At 64.7% G+C, this 15,868-nt stretch carries 17 protein-coding genes; 8 read left to right on the top strand and 9 right to left on the bottom strand.

Annotated features, from left to right (window positions below):
* Positions 1-4 precede the first annotated feature (4 nt).
* The 3 genes from AC1ROT_RS08325 to AC1ROT_RS08315 all read right to left on the bottom strand — a co-directional run bounded on the left by AC1ROT_RS08325 (position 5) and on the right by AC1ROT_RS08315 (position 4,079).
* Positions 5-1,801 carry a feruloyl-CoA synthase gene (locus AC1ROT_RS08325; protein WP_492998358.1) on the bottom strand — a complete coding sequence of 599 codons (1,797 nt, stop codon included), beginning with the start codon at positions 1,799-1,801 and terminating at the stop codon, positions 5-7.
* Between the two features lie 99 nt (positions 1,802-1,900).
* Positions 1,901-2,890 (bottom strand): acrylyl-CoA reductase (NADPH), encoded by a 990-nt coding sequence (gene acuI, locus AC1ROT_RS08320; protein WP_492998357.1) that lies wholly within the window; start codon positions 2,888-2,890, stop codon positions 1,901-1,903.
* A 22-nt stretch (positions 2,891-2,912) separates the two neighbouring features.
* Positions 2,913-4,079 carry an acetyl-CoA acetyltransferase gene (locus AC1ROT_RS08315; protein ID WP_492998356.1) on the bottom strand — a complete coding sequence of 389 codons (1,167 nt, stop codon included), beginning with the start codon at positions 4,077-4,079 and terminating at the stop codon, positions 2,913-2,915.
* Positions 4,080-4,485: 406 nt separating this feature from the next.
* Here AC1ROT_RS08315 and AC1ROT_RS08310 point away from each other — a divergent pair, with 406 nt between their 5' ends.
* The 5 genes from AC1ROT_RS08310 to AC1ROT_RS08290 all read left to right on the top strand — a co-directional run bounded on the left by AC1ROT_RS08310 (position 4,486) and on the right by AC1ROT_RS08290 (position 8,007).
* Positions 4,486-4,845: a peptidoglycan-binding domain-containing protein gene (locus tag AC1ROT_RS08310; RefSeq protein ID WP_492998354.1), complete on the top strand. Its 360-nt coding sequence runs from the start codon at positions 4,486-4,488 to the stop codon at positions 4,843-4,845.
* 252 nt (positions 4,846-5,097) lie between these two features.
* Complete coding sequence (locus tag AC1ROT_RS08305; RefSeq protein ID WP_492998353.1) at positions 5,098-5,394, top strand: usg protein; 297 nt, start codon at positions 5,098-5,100, stop codon at positions 5,392-5,394.
* A 116-nt stretch (positions 5,395-5,510) separates the two neighbouring features.
* Positions 5,511-6,077, top strand: coding sequence for a D-sedoheptulose-7-phosphate isomerase (locus AC1ROT_RS08300; protein WP_492998351.1), 567 nt, complete (start codon positions 5,511-5,513; stop codon positions 6,075-6,077).
* Positions 6,078-6,081: 4 nt separating this feature from the next.
* Complete coding sequence (locus AC1ROT_RS08295; RefSeq protein ID WP_492998349.1) at positions 6,082-6,855, top strand: alpha/beta hydrolase; 774 nt, start codon at positions 6,082-6,084, stop codon at positions 6,853-6,855.
* Positions 6,856-6,867: 12 nt separating this feature from the next.
* The gene (locus AC1ROT_RS08290; RefSeq protein ID WP_492998347.1) at positions 6,868-8,007 is read left to right on the top strand and encodes a transposase; all 1,140 of its coding nucleotides are present in this window, start codon (positions 6,868-6,870) and stop codon (positions 8,005-8,007) included.
* Between the two features lie 4 nt (positions 8,008-8,011).
* Here the strand turns inward: AC1ROT_RS08290 and AC1ROT_RS08285 are convergent, their stop codons facing one another.
* Genes AC1ROT_RS08285 through AC1ROT_RS08275 form a run of 3 tightly spaced genes read right to left on the bottom strand, consistent with a single transcriptional unit; the run spans position 8,012 to position 11,084 of the window.
* On the bottom strand, positions 8,012-9,346 hold the full coding sequence (locus AC1ROT_RS08285; RefSeq protein ID WP_492998345.1) for a dihydroorotase: 1,335 nt from the start codon (positions 9,344-9,346) through the stop codon (positions 8,012-8,014).
* A gap of 5 nt (positions 9,347-9,351) precedes the next feature.
* Positions 9,352-10,119, bottom strand: a complete 768-nt coding sequence (locus AC1ROT_RS08280) for a glycosyltransferase family 2 protein (protein WP_492998343.1) — start codon at positions 10,117-10,119, stop codon at positions 9,352-9,354.
* Between the two features lie 5 nt (positions 10,120-10,124).
* Positions 10,125-11,084 carry a glycosyltransferase family 9 protein gene (locus AC1ROT_RS08275; protein ID WP_492998342.1) on the bottom strand — a complete coding sequence of 320 codons (960 nt, stop codon included), beginning with the start codon at positions 11,082-11,084 and terminating at the stop codon, positions 10,125-10,127.
* Positions 11,085-11,184: 100 nt separating this feature from the next.
* Here AC1ROT_RS08275 and ygfZ point away from each other — a divergent pair, with 100 nt between their 5' ends.
* Both ygfZ and AC1ROT_RS08265 read left to right on the top strand, forming a co-directional pair.
* Positions 11,185-12,048, top strand: a complete 864-nt coding sequence (ygfZ, locus tag AC1ROT_RS08270; RefSeq protein WP_492998341.1) for a CAF17-like 4Fe-4S cluster assembly/insertion protein YgfZ — start codon at positions 11,185-11,187, stop codon at positions 12,046-12,048.
* Positions 12,049-12,056: 8 nt separating this feature from the next.
* Positions 12,057-12,683, top strand: a complete 627-nt coding sequence (locus AC1ROT_RS08265; protein ID WP_492972693.1) for a DNA-3-methyladenine glycosylase I — start codon at positions 12,057-12,059, stop codon at positions 12,681-12,683.
* A 40-nt stretch (positions 12,684-12,723) separates the two neighbouring features.
* Here the strand turns inward: AC1ROT_RS08265 and AC1ROT_RS08260 are convergent, their stop codons facing one another.
* Positions 12,724-13,818, bottom strand: a complete 1,095-nt coding sequence (locus AC1ROT_RS08260) for an acyl-CoA dehydrogenase family protein (protein WP_492998340.1) — start codon at positions 13,816-13,818, stop codon at positions 12,724-12,726.
* Between the two features lie 211 nt (positions 13,819-14,029).
* Here AC1ROT_RS08260 and AC1ROT_RS08255 point away from each other — a divergent pair, with 211 nt between their 5' ends.
* Positions 14,030-14,767 carry a winged helix-turn-helix transcriptional regulator gene (locus tag AC1ROT_RS08255; protein WP_492998338.1) on the top strand — a complete coding sequence of 246 codons (738 nt, stop codon included), beginning with the start codon at positions 14,030-14,032 and terminating at the stop codon, positions 14,765-14,767.
* Here AC1ROT_RS08255 and AC1ROT_RS08250 read toward each other — a convergent pair.
* Positions 14,742-15,341 (bottom strand): DUF924 family protein, encoded by a 600-nt coding sequence (locus AC1ROT_RS08250; RefSeq protein WP_492998335.1) that lies wholly within the window; start codon positions 15,339-15,341, stop codon positions 14,742-14,744. The two genes, AC1ROT_RS08255 and AC1ROT_RS08250, sit on opposite strands and share 26 nt — an antisense overlap.
* On the bottom strand, positions 15,338-15,844 hold the full coding sequence (locus AC1ROT_RS08245) for a PAS domain-containing protein (protein ID WP_492998334.1): 507 nt from the start codon (positions 15,842-15,844) through the stop codon (positions 15,338-15,340). Before AC1ROT_RS08245 ends, AC1ROT_RS08250 begins: the two co-directional genes overlap by 4 nt.
* Between the last annotated feature and the right edge of the window lie 24 nt (positions 15,845-15,868).

Raw genomic sequence — 15,868 nt, 5'->3', positions numbered from 1 at the left:
GCGTTTATTTTTCGGTGACGATGATCACGCTGGCGTCGGGTGATTCGGCATAAAGCCGCATCACATCGGCGTGACGGCGCTCCAGCGTCGCCCGCTGGTTGATATAGCCCTTGTCGGTGATCTCGTTGGCATCGATGGATGGCGGGTCCGACAGCAGGATCACACGGGCGATCTTCATGGAGCTGCCACCCTGCGCGGTATTATGGGACGCAAGCATCTGCGCAATGCGGGTGTGCAACTCCGAAGACGGCAAGTCTTTCGCGGCAGCCGAGGGCCAGGCCAGCAGGCCGACGAAGCCGTGATCCTGCCCGGTGACCACGGCGTCCTGCAGCAGCGGCGAACAGGCCGCCAGTGCCGCCACGCGCACGCCGCCCACATGCACCCAGGTGCCGGTGGTCAGCTTGAAGTCTTCGGCGATGCGGCCGTCGAAGACCACGCCCCTGGCCGGATCGGTCTCGTCGGCCAGTCTTGCCGCGTCGCCGATGCAGTAAAAGCCCTCCGTGTCGAAGGCCTTCCGCGTCTGCGCGTCGTCGCCGATATAGCCCGGCGTGACATTCGGGCCTTTCACGCGGATCTCCAGCTTCGAGCCGGACGGCACGAATTTCAACTGCACGCCCGGCACTGGCACGCCGATCACGCCGGCGCGCTCGATGGGGAAATGCGCCGCCGTCGCCAGCGGCGAGGTCTCGGTCGAGCCCCAGCTCGAGGTCATGCAGACGCGCTTGCCGAGCGTGCGGATGCTCAAGGCCTCCAGCCGCGTCCACAGATCGGGCGGCAAGGCAGCGCCTGCATAAAATATCATTTGAAGGCGGCTGAAGAACTGGCGGCACAGCGCCTCGTCCTGTTCCAGATGCGGCAGCAGCATGGCGTAGCCGGCGGGTACATTGAAATACACGGTCGGCGCGATCTCGCGCAGGTTGGCGACGGTCTTTTCGACCAGGCCCGGTGCCGGCTTGCCATTGTCGATATACAGCGTGCCGCCCTGGCGCAGCACCATGTTGAAATTGTGGTTGCCGCCGAAGGTGTGGTTCCACGGCAGCCAGTCGAGCAGCACGGTGCGCTGCTCTTGCAGGAAGGGCCAGATCTGCGCGATGGCCTGCTGGTTGCTGCTCAGCATGCGATGGGTGTTGATCACGCCCTTGGGCAGGCCGGTGGAGCCGGAGGTGAACAGATACTTCGCCACCCAGTCGGGGCTGATGCTGTTGAAGCGCGCATCCACGGCCGGTGTAGGCTTGGTATCCAGCAGCGGTTTCAGGTCGGTGATCTGTTCGATACCGGCGGGCAGCGTGGCCAGCACCTTCGCGAACGGCCCGCTCCCTTCGGCGAAAAGCAGCTTCGGCTGCACCAGGCCGACGATGTGATGCACCTTGGCGCAATCGCCGCTCATCAGCGAATAGGCGACGCTCACCGGTGTCACTGGCACGCCGGCGACGAAGCCGCCCAGCATCAGCAGGGCATGGTCGATGCTGTTGCCCGAGAGGATGACGATGGGCGTGGTCTGGTCCAGGCCGCGGTCGAGCAGTGCCTGCGCGATGCTGCGGGCGGCCTGCCAGGCCTGGCCATAGGTGATCTCGCGCCAGCCGTCGCCGCGGCGCTCGGCGAGGAACAGGCCATCAGGCTGGCTCTGTGCCTGCTGCATCAGCACCAGGCCGAGATGGTCGGGATGCGGCTCCAGCGCGGCCTCGGCTTCCAGGATAAAGCTGCCATCGGCATGGTTGGTGCGGCGCACGCGCGGCTTGGCCAGGGCGAGCGGCAGGAAGGGCGGCTTGGTCTCGGACGCGGATTCGCCCTGCTGGATCATGTTCCCTCCCGGAAACGGCGCTGCGATTTTGTAAGGCAGCATTACAATATGACTGCATCATAACCGAAGCGCCGCGACGCTCAAGAGGGAATTGCGCGTCTACTTTGCGATATCGAGCACCACGCGGCCGCGGATCTGGCCGGCGAGGATTTTCGGTGCAAGGTCGAACACGGCGGAGAGCGGATGCTCTTCGGTGATCGTGCCCAGCTTGTCGCGGGGCAGATCCTGGGCGAGCTGCCACCAGGCGCGTTTGCGCTTGTGCATCGGCGCCATCACGGAATCGACACCGAGCAGGCTGACATTGCGCAGGATGAAGGGGAAGACACTGGCGGGCAGGTCCATGCCGCCGGCCAGGCCACAGGCGGCAACGAAGCCGCCGTATTTCACTTGGCTCAGTACGGTGGCGAGCGTCTGTCCGCCGACGGAATCGACCGCCGCCGCCCAGCGTTCCTTGGCCATGGGCGCGCCCTTCTGTGCCAGTTCCTCTCGGGTGACGAAGCCTTTTGCGCCCAGGGCGGTCAGATAGTCGTGGGTCTCGGGCCGGCCGGTGGCGGCGATCACCGTATAGCCGCGCTTGGCCAGCAGCGTCACGGCAATCGAGCCGACACCGCCGGCCGCACCGGTCACCAGCACCTCGCCATCGGCCGCATTGAGCCCGGCATCTTCCAGCGCCTGCACGCAGAGCATGGCGGTATAGCCGGCGGTACCGATGGCCATCGCCTGCTGCATGGAAAACGCATCGGGCAGGCGCACCAGCCAGTCGCTTTTCATCGAGGCGAAGCGGCTGTAGCCGCCCCACTGGGTTTCCGACAGGCCATAGCCGTTGACGATCACCTTCTCGCCCGGCTTGAAATCCGGGTTGCCGGAAACCACCACGGTGCCGGCGAGGTCGATGCCGGCCACCATCGGCAGCTTGCGGGCGATGCGTCCGCCGGTCAGCGCCAGGCCGTCCTTGTAGTTCAGGGTGGAATAGCCCACCTCGACCAGCACGTCGTTGGCCGGCAGCTCTTTTTTGGTCAGGTCCTTGAAGCCCGCCTTGGGCTTGCCGTCGACGTCTTCAATGACGACAGCGCGGAATGTCTCGGCCATTTTGATGGTGTTCCTGTCTGACTTAACGCAACGGCTCGAGGATCGAGACGTAGTTGGCGACGGCGACGCCGCCCATGTTGAAGACGCCACCCAACTTGGGGTTCTTGATCTGGATATCGCCGGCGGTGTTGGAGAGCTGCATCGCCGCCATCACATGCATCGACACGCCGGTGGCGCCGATCGGATGGCCTTTCGACTTTAGGCCGCCCGAAGGATTGACCGGCAGCTTACCGTCGGCCTGGGTCCAGCCTTCCATGATCGCTTTCGCGCCCTGGCCTTTTTCCACCAGGCCCATGGCTTCGTATTCGATCAGCTCGGCAATGGTGAAGCAGTCATGGCTCTCGGCGAAGGAAAGATCCCACACGGAAAGCCCCGCTTCGGCCAGCGCATCGGCCCAGGCCTTGGCCGGGCCATCGAAGGCAATGACGTCGCGCTTGGCCATCGGCAGGAAGTCCTGCACATGCTTGGAGGCTCGGAAGGCAATCGCCTTCTTCATGCCCAGCGCCGTCTGCACGTCGGTCATCACCAGGGCGGCGGCGCCGTCCGACACCATCGAGCAGTCGGTGCGGCGCATGCCGCCGACCACGATGGGGTTCTTGTCGGACACGGTCTTGCAGAAGTCGTAGCCGAAATCCTTCTGCATATGCGCCAGCGGGTTCTTGCTGCCGTTCTTGTGGTTCTTGGCAGCGATCATCGCGGTGGCGTCCGACTGGTCGCCATAGCGCTGGAAATACTGCTTCTGGATCGAATCGAACACGCCAGCGAAGCCGCCTTCGTTGAAAACTTCCGTCTTCTTGTAGCTCGCCTTCACCAGGATATTGCCGACCATTTCGGTCGAGGCAGAGGTCATTTTCTCAACACCGACGCAGAGCACGAAGCGCGCCTTCTTCGCCGCAATGGCATTCAGGCCCTGGTAGATCGCCGCGGTGCCGGTAGAGCAGGCATTCTCCACGCGGGTCGCCGGCTTGAAGCGCAGGTCGGGGCTGGCCTGCAGCACAAGGGATGCCGTGAAATCCTGGTCGATCAGGCCGCCGTTGAAATGGCCCAGATAGATGGCATCCACATCCTTGGGCTCGATGCCGGCATCGCGGATCGCGCCGACCGCGACCTCGACGATCAAGTCCTCGGCATCGCGGCTATCCAGTTTGCCGAACTTGCTGTGGCTCCAGCCAACGATGCAGGCAGTCATGATGTCTCTCCCTGGTCCCTTGAATCAGTCTGTTCGGATTGCCCGTAAGGAGAGGGCGACACCGGTATTCCGTCAAGGCACGGGCCCGGCCTCGGCCTGCCGGACCCGGGAAGCCTCCGCATCGCTCCGGATTGTTCCGGACGGTTCCCGGTGTTTCCGGATGCTTCCCGGTGCTTCCGGGTGCTTCCCCTTGCGTCCGGATGTTTCCCGTTGCTTCCGGCCGGTTCGGTTCCGGTTCGTTCAACTCTCACCTGTCTGTGGTTGCGGGACATACAACTAAAACGAATACATAAACTAAGGCATTGAAATATATAAACACGATGTGGGAACATTTAGTGAAAATCATCTTGATTTCAAGAGTGCACCGCTATAATGTTCCTGTATCGTTCAATTCAGGAGTTTTCCTATGACCGATTTCAGCGACCACCTGTTTTCCGATACGGCAGCCGCCTTTCCGGTCGACCAGCGCCTGTTCGACCTGGTCGAAAGCGTCGGCATCGGCCGCGCCAACCGGCGCTCGGATGTCTTCAAGCTGCAGACCCTGCTGCATCGGGAGGGCTATCTGGATGCGGCCGGTCCGGCCAATGGCTGGGGCGGCGACTGGAGCAACCGCGATGACTACGCGCTCCGCCGCTTCCAGCGCGACAACGGCCTGGGCATCGACGGGCTGGCTGATCCCGATGGCGAGACCATCAGCGCCTTCCGCGGCTTCTATCCGCAGCCCGGTCTGCCGGTCGGGCAACCCGGTGATCGCGCCGCCGCCTGATGGCGGCATCGTTTCACTGAACCCGCGCGCGGGGTGGCGTTTCCGAGACCCACCGTCATCCCGCGCAAAGGTGCTTTTTGATGCGGGCTCTGCTGGCAGCGGAATCGGACGAGTGCCAATCGGCGTCACATTTACATAATCTTATTGCAATGCAGCGCACGCTGCCCGCAGGCTTTGACTGTTGGCGTGCCGGCTCCCGAGTCGGTTTCCAGGACGTCGGGTGTCGGCTCCCGCAGAAAGCAGGAGGCGCAGATGTCCGTTCATTCCCCAGGCAAGAAAACCGACCATGCAGCATGGCTACAGAAGCTGCTGACCCACCGCCTGACCACGGCGGAAATCCTCTATCACATGCCCGATCACCCGACCCTGCTGCAGACCTATGTCTGGCAGGATTACGATCTGGCGCCGCGCTATCCAGGACTGAAGAAGTTTCTGGATTTCTGGGAGCGCGATCTGGATGGCAAGCTGCATTCGGTGCGGGTGGTTTCGGCCCGGCTGGTCAGCCCGGCCGAGGTGCGGGCTGCGGCAGCCAGCTACCATCTGCACTGAATAACCGGCAGGGACGGCAGGGTTTCCGGCGATTTCGCCGGCGGCCAGCGGCTGCGGCCAGCCGGCCGCCGTGCTAGGCTCGGCGCGGGGTATCATCACACCGCGAGCCGAGCCGTATGTCCGTCATTGCGTATCTGGAAGACTCCGCAGCACTGATCGCCAAGGCGGCGACGCCGGAAACGGCCGCAGCCGTGGAAAAGGCCATCGACCTGATCGTTGCGGCCCTGCGCCATGACCTGCCGCTGCTGGTCTGCGGCAATGGCGGTTCGGCTTCCGATGCCATGCATATCGCCGGCGAGCTGGTCGGGCGCTTCCTGAAAGAACGCCGCGCCCTCAACTGCATCGCGCTCGGCACCGATGCGGCGGTGACCACCGCCTGGAGCAACGATTACGATTTCGCCAGTCTCTACGCACGCCAGGTGGAAGCCTATGGCCGCGAGCGCGGCGTGCTGCTGGGCATTTCCACCTCGGGCAATTCGGCCAATGTCATCCAGGCCGCCGAAGCGGCGCACAAAAAAGGCATGACGGTGATCGCGCTGACCGGCGAGACCGGCGGCAAGCTGAAAGCGGCTTGCGATGTGCTGATCACCGCGCCCTCGCGCCATACGCCGCATATCCAGCAGATCCACGCCTGCTATTACCATTACATCTGCGAACAGGTGGAAGCGCGGCTGGTGGCCTGATCGCGTGAGCGCAGGTCTCCAGAAACATCTCCTCACGCTGCCGGATGGCCGGCAGCTCGGCTGCTATCACCAGGCCGGAGCCGGCCCGGGCTTTTTCGGCGTCGGCGGTTATGCGCGGCAGAGCCCGATGGCCAAGCCGCTCGGCCCGGCGCTGTTCCAGTATGCGCAAAGTCGCGGTCAGGCCTGCCTGCTGTTGGATTTCCGCGGCCAGGGTGCATCGCCCGGCCAGCTTGCCGACCTGACGCTGCCCAACATGCGCGCCGACATCCTGTCGGTGGCGGCGCAGTTCAACCTGTCGGGCATGATCGGCATCGGAGCCAGTCTCGGCGGCTGGGCCCTGCTGGCGGCGCAGCAGGAAAATCCAGGACTGCTGCACAGTATGCTGGCGCTGGCACCAGCCGTGGACTGGGACCGGATTTACTTCGCGCCCAAGAAAGCCGCCGGCCAGATCGGCCAGACCAAGACCGGCGAATGGGTGGTGCAGGCCGATGGCATCGTCGCCCATCCGGCGCTGGTCGAGACCGCCGGCCAGGCCCGGCTCGATCCGGCCAAACTGCGGCTGCCCGGGACATTGCGCATCCTGCAGGGCGAGGCGGATACGATCGTGACGGCCGCGGCGACGCAGGCGCTGGCCGGGTTGCTGGTGCCCTGTGCCGCTGTCAGCCTGCGGCTCATGCCCGGCATGGACCATAACCTGACGACGCTGCGCAGTGACGGTTCGGTAACGGCTTTTGCCGAAGAATGCGACGCGTTGCTGGCCGCGGCCGCAAAATCCTAACAGGCGGGAGCCATGGCCGAGTCAGTCCGTCCGTATATTTTCATGAACCTGTGGGGCCGCTGCGGCGCCATCTTCTTCCACAGCCTGTTCGACAACCATCCCGACCTCTCCACCATTCCCGGCATCGGGCCTTATAACCTGCTGGCCGAATATCTGCGCAAGCCGCCGGTCGCCACCGATCCGGTCACCGTGGCGAAATGGATCGCCACCGTCTTCAACAATTATTTCAACAACGATTTCTTCCGCAACGAAACCGGCCTGGATCGCCTGGGGCTCAACGGCGATGAAAAGGCGGCGGTGGATATCCAGCGCTTTTTCGAATTCGCCCTGGCCGATCAGCGCCAGCGCAACGACACTTCGCTGTTCGGCATCGCCGAGACCCTGCACAATGCCTGGGATCGCGTGCTCGGCCGCGCCGCGCCGCTGCCGATGGTATTCCTGCAGCTGCATAAGATGGCCATCGAGGCTTCGCCGAATATTGTCGCGGCGCTGCCCGAGAACCGCCGCGGCGTGCTGCTGGCGCGTGCCCCTATCGACACCGCGGAATCGAATCTGAACTACATGATCAACCGGCCGCCGATCCAGCGGAATCGCCTGAGCAAAATGTATGTGGTCAGCGGCGGCATGCTGGATTACCAGTACGGACCGGCTTTCCTCGACCACCGCGCCATCACCGTGCGGCTGGAAGACCTGAAGAAAGCGCCGGAAGACTTCATGCGCCGCTTAAGCGATTTCTTCGGCCTGCGTTTTGACGACAGCCTGCTGCAGACCACGCAGATGGGCCGCTACTGGAAGACGCTGCCGACGCGCCGCAATCCGCAGATCAAGGATTTCGTCGCGCCGTCTTCGAACCCGGAAGGCTATCGCCTGACGCCGCGCGACCGTTCGCTGTTCGCCGCCCTCTATGACGGCATGCGCCGGTTCATGAACTATCCGGTGGAGGCCGAGCCGGCCTCGGAAAAAGAGCTGCAGGAGATCGTCAGCGGCGCGCCATTCGACTGGGAAATCATGATGGCCGAGGTGATCGGCTTCGATCCCCGCACCCTGCCGCAACAGCCCGACTACATCGGCTTCCGCCGCACGCTGGCCGCCCATATGGCGCGCCCGCGCTGGCAGGACTCGCACCTCAAGACCGAACGCCTGATTCTCTGACGCCTTACTGAGGCTGCGTGGTCTCGCCGAAGCGCACCGGCGCGCCGATCGGCGTCTGCAGTTCGGCATCCCGCATGGCGAACTGTCCGCGGATGATGGTGGCCATCGGCCAGCCGGTGACGCTGTCGCCGGTGAACGGCGACCAGCCGCATTTCGACTGCAGCCAGCTTTCCTCGATCACCTTCTTCGCCTTCAGGTCGACGACGGTGAAATCGGCATCGTAGCCGAGCGCGATTCGGCCCTTGCCGCTCAGGCCGAAGACGCGCTGGGCGCCGGCCGAGGTCAGGTCGATCAGGCGCTGCAGGGTCAGGCGGCCCTGGTTCATATGGTCGAGCAGCAGCGGCAGCAGGGTCTGCACGCCGGGCATGCCGCTCGGGCTCTGCGGATAGGGCTTGCTCTTTTCCTCTTTGGTATGCGGCGCGTGATCGGACCCGATCACGTCCACCACGCCCGAGCGCACGGCGCGCCACAGGCCCTGGCGATGTTCGTCGCTGCGGATCGGCGGGTTCATCTGCGCATAGGTGCCGAGCCGGTCGTAGCAGTCGGGCGCGAACAGCGTCAGATGCTGCGGCGTGGTCTCCACTGTGGCGATGTCCTTGTGGTCGACCAGGTAATCCATCTCCTGCGTCGTGGTGACATGCAGCACATGCACGCGGCGGCCGACCTTGCGCGCCAGCGTCACCAGACGCCTAGTCGCCAGCAGCGCACTTTCGGCATCGCGCCATTCCGGATGCAGATGCGCGGTGGCGCCGGCCACCTCGGTCAGGGGCTTGCGGTCGCGCATGCGGTATTCGTCCTCGCAATGCACGGCCATGCGACGCTTGCCGTGGCGCAGCACGCGTTCCAGCGTGGCGTCATCGGCCACCAGCAGGTCACCGGTGGAGGCGCCCATGAACAGTTTCACGCCGGCGCAGCCCGGCAGCTTTTCCAGCTCCGGCAGGTGCTCGACATTTTCCGCCGTGGCGCCGACATAGAAGGCATAATCGCAATGGGCGCGGCCGGACGCGCGCTTCAGCTTGTCGTTCAGCTCTTCGGTGGTGGCGGTGCTCGGCTTGGTGTTCGGCATCTCGAAGACCGCGGTCACGCCGCCCATGGCGGCGGCGGCGGTGCCCGAGGCGAGGTCTTCCTTATGCTCCAGGCCGGGCTCGCGGAAATGCACCTGGGTGTCGATCACGCCGGGCAGCACGGTGAGGCCGTTGGCATCGTAGGTGGCGGCAGTGTCGGCCTGGCCGAGCGACCCGATGGCGACGATCTTGCCCTTGCGGACGCCGATATCGGTCGCCTCGATGCCGTTGGGCGTGGCGACCTGGCCGTTGCGGATGACGAGATCGTAGCGCATGGCGGTTACTCCTGTTCGAGATCGGCCTTCAGATAGCTCAGGATCGGATAGAGGCCGGCCATCAGGGCGATGAGAAAGCCGTAGCGGCCTTCGCGATAGCCCTTGCGGCCGATATAGCATTTGTAGAAGCGGCTGAAGATGCGGCGCACGTTATGGCCAAAGCTGCCGATATCCTTGCCCTCGGCGCGCTGGGCCCGCAGGTCGGCGGCTTTCGCGCTGGTATAGCGGTTGAGCCGGGCGATCATGTCGGTGATGTCGCGGTCGACATAATGGATCATGCGGGCTTTCAGGAAACGCCGCTCGCCCTTCAGTTCCAGTGCCGGATGCACGCGCTGCTCGCCCCAGCTTTTGGCGCCCTTCATGAACAGACGCGGCGCCATCATCACGCCAAACGCGCCACCCCAGCCATAGCGCACCAGGCGCTGGCCGACGTAGTTGTCGAAGGGGATCAGCACATGGCCGAATTTCGCATGGCCGATCAGGTCGCGGATTTCGCGTGCCATCTCGGCCGGCACGCGTTCGTCGCTGTCGACTTCCAGAATCCAGTCGCCGCTGCAGGTGGCAATGCCGGTGTTGCGGCGCGGGCCTTCCAGTGGCCAGCCGCCCTCGACGATCACGGCATTGAAGCCCTGCGCGATCTCTCTCGAGCGATCCGTGCAGCGGTCGAGCACGACGACGATCTCGTCGGCGAAGCGCAGCCGCTCCAGGCAGTCAGCGAGCTGGGCTTCCTCGTTATGGGCAACAACCAGTGCGGAGAGTTTGGGCGGCGTCATCGCGATCAGTCCTGGGCCAGGCGCCACATATCCTCGGCCGCCTTCTGGGCCTTGTCGACACTCAGGCTCAGCATATGGCTCTGCTGGCTGGTGTAATCGTAGCCGGGCTGGGCCAGAATCTCTTCGTAGCTCAGGTCGGTGCGGACCGCATTGTTCTTTTCGCCCCAGGGCCCATAGACGGTTTCGCGGCTGGGGCCGAACAGGCCGAGCGTCAGCGTGCCGCTGGCGGCCGCCAGATGCATCAGGCCGCTGTCGTTGCCGATGTAGAGTGCGCAGCGGCGCAGCGCGGCCGAAATGGTGACCAGGTCGAGCCGGCCGACCAGGTCGATGGTGCGGTCGGCGGGCAGCGCGGCGAGCAGCGGCTGCGCCAGCGCCTCTTCGCCCGGGCCGCCGAAGATGGCGATGCGGGCCTTCGGCAGGATGCCGGTCTTCTCGTCGGTGAGACGCAGCGCCAGCTCGGCGAAGCGGTCCGCCGGCCAGGTCTTGCCGCCCCAGTTGGCGGTGGGGCCCAGCGCCAGCACCGGGTGGTCATCCTCGGGCCAGAGGGCTGCCGCGGCCTTGATATGGCTGTCGCCGACCCAGACATGGGGCGCCGCCGGCAGTTTGAATTTCATGAAATTGCTGAGCACGATGATCTTGTGCAGCTTCGACCCCGACCCGGTGAAGGTGCGGCGGCGGCGCGCCAGCAGGAACTGGCCGATGGCCGAGCCGCGCAAATCGAGGATCAGCCAGAAGCGGGTGAAGGCCAGCTGCTTCCACAGCTCCCACCAGTGCCGGCCCCAGGGCTGCTTGTGCATCACAATCAGGCGGTCGAGATTCGGCAGGGCTTCGAACACGCCGGCGGCAGCCGGACCGGCGACCACGGTGAAGCGGGCCTTGGGGAACTGCGCGTGCAGCTGGTCGAGGATGCCGGTCGACAAAACGGCGTCGCCCAGGCGGTTGGCGGTGATGAACAGGATGCGCATGGCCGGTTTCTATAAAGACTGGCCGGTTATAGGGGGGGTATCCAGCCTTGCCAAGTCGCTGCCACTCCCATACCTGAGAAGGGCTGAATCCGGAGGTTTTATGGCCGATCTGATCTGTGCCGCCCTGCCTGACCGGGCGCTGCTGCGTCTGGCTGGCGCCGAGGCGCCCGGCTTTCTCAATGCCTTGGTTTCCAACGAGGTCAGCGCGGTCGTTCCGGGCACCGCCGTTTATGCCGCGTTGCTGTCGCCGCAGGGCAAATTCCTGCACGACTTCCTGGTCACCGCCGATGGCAGTGGTGATCTGCTGATCGATGTGGCGGCCGAGCGCCTGCCCGATCTGCAGCGCCGGCTGATGCTGTATCGCCTGCGGGCCAAGGTGGAGATCGCGGTGCTGGACGGCTGGCGCGGTTATGCGGTCTTTGGCGCCGAACCGCCTGCATCGGGCGCCGACCTGCTGTTCGCCGATCCGCGCCTGCCCGCCCTGGGCTGGCGGCTATGGCTGCCGGCCGGCACGGAACCGCCGTTCACGCCAGCCGATCCTGCCATCTACGAGGCGCATCGTCTCGCGCTTGGCGTGCCCGATGGCGTCCGCGATATCGAGGTGGACAAGGGCCTGCTGCTGGAAAACCATTTCGAGGCGCTGCACGGTGTCGACTTCCGCAAGGGCTGCTATATCGGCCAGGAGCTGACGGCGCGCACCAAGTATCGCGGCCTGGTGAAAAAGCAGCTCTATCGCGTGACAGCGCAAGATCCGGATAAGGCCGTTGCGCTGCCGGCCATCGGCACGCCGATCACTGCGAATGGCCAGGAGGTGGGCCAACTCCGCTCCAGTACGGGCCATACCGGCCTGGCGCTGCTGCGGCTGGATACGGCGCAGCAGGGTGTGGCGCTGGATGCGGCGGGGATTGCGCTCACCGCGCAACGGCCCGACTATGCGGGACCGATTCCCGAGGCGAAGACATAGACCGTTCCATGGCCAAAAAACCGATCACTGCCGTCGCCACCGATGATGGCCGCTGCCGCTGCACCTGGTGCGGCACCGATCCGCTCTATGTGAACTACCACGACACCGAATGGGGCGTGCCCGAATGGGACAGCCGGGCGCTGTTCGAGAAGCTGATCCTCGACGGTTTCCAGGCGGGGCTGTCGTGGATCACCATCCTGCGCAAGCGCGACAACTTCCGCAAAGCCTTCGACGGCTTCGCGCCGGAGAAGATCGTGCGCTATACGCCGAAGAAGCTGGATGCCCTGATGCAGGATGAAGGGATCATCCGCAACAAGGCCAAGATTCACGGCACGGTGGCCAATGCGCGCGGCTGGCTGGAGATCATGGAGCATGAGAAGGGCGGCTTCTCCGGCTATCTGTGGAATTACCTGGATGGCAAGCCGCTGCAGAACGACTGGGCGCACAAGAAACATGTGCCGGCGGAAACACCGCTCAGCCAGACGATCTCGAAGGATCTGCGCAAGCGCGGCTTCACCTTCGTCGGCCCCACCATCGTCTATGCCTTCATGCAGGCGGTGGGCATGATCAACGATCACACCACCGACTGTTTCCGTTACAAGCAGGTGCAGAAACTGAAAAAGCCGCGCGGCTGAAGGCTGCGCGGCTTTTCCATTCGTCAGTCTCTGGCGGGAATTACGCCGCCTGACCGTCCGCCGTCAGACCCAGCGCCAGCCGGCCCGACAGACGCTGCTGCGGCAGGGTAGTCAGCGGGTGGTAGCGCGCAGCCTGCAGGTCGCGGAACAATCGTTCGATGCCGTTGTCGCGATAGAAGGCGGCGCCGCCGGCCGCATCCATCGCCAGGTTCGACATCTCGATCAGCCTGTCGGAGACGATGCCCTTCAGGGTCATGATCTGTGACGTGACATCCGGGCCCGGCGCAGCCGAAGCGCCGAGCGCCAGCATCTGCTCATGCGCCGCCGTCGCGGCCGTGAGTGCGGCCTGCATCGCGCCGACCTGCAGCTGGACGTCGCTGTCGTTGCGACGGCGATGGGCCGCCTTTACCGCTTCATCGCGCAGGCGTTCGGCTACGCCGCGATACACGCTGTATACCAGCGGGAAGGCGACCAGCGACACCAGGTGGAAGAAGGGGTGCCACACCCCGGCGGGGCGACGGGCCGAGATCGCGCCGTCCGGCACGAACACGTTATCCAGCACCACGTCATGCGAGCCACTGGCGCGCATGCCCAGCGTCTTCCAGGTCTTCTCGATGGTGATGCCCTTGCTGCTCATCGGGATGGCGGCATGCAGCACTTCGTTGCCGCAGATCGCCATGGTCATCATCAGGTTTCCAGCCTCGCAGCCGCTGACGAAGCGCTTGCGCGCCGAGAAGTGATAGCCGCCCTCAACCTGCTTGGCGGTGCCCGAGCCTTCCAGCCAGTCGTTACCGCCGGTGGAGAGCAGCATCAGCTCTTCGGCCGCGATCTTGCGCAGCGGCGTCTCGACGGCGGCCGGATCGTTGCGCCAGCGCCGCACCAGCATGGCGACCGGATGGGTATGCATGGCAAAGGCCAGCGCCGTGCCGCTACAATGGCGGCCAAAGACGCCCAGCATCTCGGCCAGCTCGCGATAGCTGGCGCCACCACCACCCAGCTCGGCCGGGATGCCGACGGAGAGAAGCTTGCTCGCCTTCAGCTGTGCGAAATTGTCGACCGGAAAACGGTCGGCCGCGTCGTGCGTAGCGGCCTCGGCGGCGAAGGATTTCGCCAGCACCTGGATACGTTCTGCCAAGTCTGAATTGGCGGATTTCTGGGAAATAACAGTATGGAGAGACATGGCGGAATCACCCTGTTGAGTCATTGTCGGGCGCAGACCATGCCTGTTAGATACCGGGCGGCGATAGTTCGAAAAGTGAACCCGGATCGCCGCTGCCACTCCAAGTTGGTCTATGCACATGACGACAGGCTACGGAACGTTTTGTCCGGTGGCTAAGGCTGCCGAAGTGTTTGCCAATCGGTGGACGCCCCTGATTCTCACCGAGATGATGAAGGGTAGCGACCGCTTCAGCGATATCCAGAACGGCGTCCCGATGATGCCGCGCAGCCTGCTGGCGCGCCGGCTGAAGGAGATGGAGCAGAGCGGGCTGATCCTGCGTATCCCCTTCGAGAACGGCCGTGGCCATCTCTATCGCCTGACCGAGGCCGGCAACGACCTGCGCATGGTGGTCAACCAGCTCGCCGCCTGGGGCAGTGTCTGGCGTCTCCCCTATCTGGACGCCAAGGACCGCAATGTCAGCTTCCTGATGTGGTTCCTGCGCCAGGTGCTGCTGCCGCGGACAGAGCTGCCGGCGCGCTATGTGCTGCAGTTCGATTTCCGCAACGTGCCCAAGCGCGACCACAAGCTGCGGCAATGGTGGCTGATCCGGCGCGATGACGAGATCGAGCTCTGCTACACCGATATGGGGTTCGAGCCGGACCTGGTGATCGATGCCGATCTCGACGTGATCACCCGCGTGGTGGTGGGCGTCGCCAGCCTGCGTCAGGCGCGCATCGCCGGCGATATCGTCTTCTCGACCAATACGGATCTGGCGGCACGGCTGGTGGCGGCGCTGGAACTGAAAGAGCCGCCGCAGATGCGGCTGATGCGGGTGCCGAGCGGTGCCGAGCTGGCGGCGCTGACACCGGGCCGGTCCGAGGCCGGATCGGCAGACGAGCCTAGAACGAAGAGCCGGGCTGCTTAAGGAATTCGATTTCTTCCGGCGAACTGTCGCGTCCCAGCGCGGCGTTGCGATGGGGGAAGCGACCGAAGCGGGCAACGATCGCGCGATGCTTGTCCGCCCATAGCGCCAGGTCATGGCCGGGCATGTCCTTGTCCAGCGCCGAGAACAGCAGATGCGCCAGCTCCTGGTCGGCGATCTGTTCGCTATGCTCGAACGGCATGTAGAAGAACAGCCGCATCACGGGCGGCAATGCGATATCGAAACCGCGATCCACGGCCTGGCGCGCCACGGTCCGGGCGCGGGCATCGCCGGCAAAGGCCTTGGCCTGGCCGCGGAAGATATTGCGGGTGAACTGGTCGAGCAGGAGCACCAGTGCGAGCGCGCCGTCCGGCGTCTCGGGCCAGTCGGCATGGCCTTCTGCCAACGCCGATTCCACGGCCGCGCCAAAGCGTTCGGCAATCAGCGCATCGAACGCGGCATTCTTTTCATACCAGGCCTGGCGGAAGGCCAGGGCTTTGCCGTTGCCGCGCTCGAACCAGAAATCCAGTACGTCGTCAGAGGTCAGCGGTTTGTCGGAGGCGGTGGCGGCAGTCACGATTCGATACTCTCCCAATGCCAGTAGCCGATGACATGGCGCGCCAGGCCCGTCTCATCAAGCAGCGGCGCCAGGATACGCTGAAAGACAATGAACTCCCGGTTCTGCTTCAGCGAGGTGCGCCGGGCGAAGCAGGGCTGGCCGCCATCCAGAACGCGACGGTATTCCTGCTCGAAGTCCAGAACCTGCGAAGGCGTATAAAGTTCATCGAAGCTGCGCCCGCTGTAGTCGCGGCCGGTGGCGCGGCGATGCCCGGTGCCGAGCAGGCGGAAGCGCAGATGCAGGCGGCCGCCCCCCTGTAAGTCGCTCTGGGGCTGCGCCTCAACGAGGCCGATATTGGGGAGCAACCCGCGCGGGATCAGCAGCGGATCGACGCTGCGCCGTGGCGGTATGCCGCCGGCCGCGGTTTCCAGTGCGCGCCAGTAGGCAAGGAATGCCTCCAGCGGCGGCGGCAGCGCCGCCGGCCAGTCGGCCTGATACTGTGTTTCGGGCGCTGTGGTCATCGCCCCTCCCTGTCCCCCCAGACT

Source organism: Ferrovibrio sp. GW821-FHT12E11, assembly GCF_058806975.1.
The sequence above is the reverse complement of the archived record's forward strand: the minus strand, read 5'-3'. Positions and strand labels throughout refer to the sequence as shown.

Excerpts from the sequence above, each read along its gene's own strand:
- AC1ROT_RS08310 (WP_492998354.1), top strand. The coding sequence starts at position 4,486 with ATGACCGATTTCAGCGACCACCTGTTTTCCGATACGGCAGCCGCCTTT.
- AC1ROT_RS08300 (WP_492998351.1), top strand. The coding sequence starts at position 5,511 with ATGTCCGTCATTGCGTATCTGGAAGACTCCGCAGCACTGATCGCCAAG.
- acuI (WP_492998357.1), bottom strand. The coding sequence starts at position 2,890 with ATGGCCGAGACATTCCGCGCTGTCGTCATTGAAGACGTCGACGGCAAG.
- ygfZ (WP_492998341.1), top strand. The coding sequence starts at position 11,185 with ATGGCCGATCTGATCTGTGCCGCCCTGCCTGACCGGGCGCTGCTGCGT.
- AC1ROT_RS08290 (WP_492998347.1), top strand. The coding sequence starts at position 6,868 with ATGGCCGAGTCAGTCCGTCCGTATATTTTCATGAACCTGTGGGGCCGC.
- AC1ROT_RS08265 (WP_492972693.1), top strand. The coding sequence starts at position 12,057 with ATGGCCAAAAAACCGATCACTGCCGTCGCCACCGATGATGGCCGCTGC.
- AC1ROT_RS08305 (WP_492998353.1), top strand. The coding sequence starts at position 5,098 with ATGTCCGTTCATTCCCCAGGCAAGAAAACCGACCATGCAGCATGGCTA.
- AC1ROT_RS08325 (WP_492998358.1), bottom strand. The coding sequence starts at position 1,801 with ATGATCCAGCAGGGCGAATCCGCGTCCGAGACCAAGCCGCCCTTCCTG.
- AC1ROT_RS08245 (WP_492998334.1), bottom strand. The coding sequence starts at position 15,844 with ATGACCACAGCGCCCGAAACACAGTATCAGGCCGACTGGCCGGCGGCG.
- AC1ROT_RS08285 (WP_492998345.1), bottom strand. The coding sequence starts at position 9,346 with ATGCGCTACGATCTCGTCATCCGCAACGGCCAGGTCGCCACGCCCAAC.
- AC1ROT_RS08280 (WP_492998343.1), bottom strand. The coding sequence starts at position 10,119 with ATGACGCCGCCCAAACTCTCCGCACTGGTTGTTGCCCATAACGAGGAA.
- AC1ROT_RS08275 (WP_492998342.1), bottom strand. The coding sequence starts at position 11,084 with ATGCGCATCCTGTTCATCACCGCCAACCGCCTGGGCGACGCCGTTTTG.
- AC1ROT_RS08315 (WP_492998356.1), bottom strand. The coding sequence starts at position 4,079 with ATGACTGCCTGCATCGTTGGCTGGAGCCACAGCAAGTTCGGCAAACTG.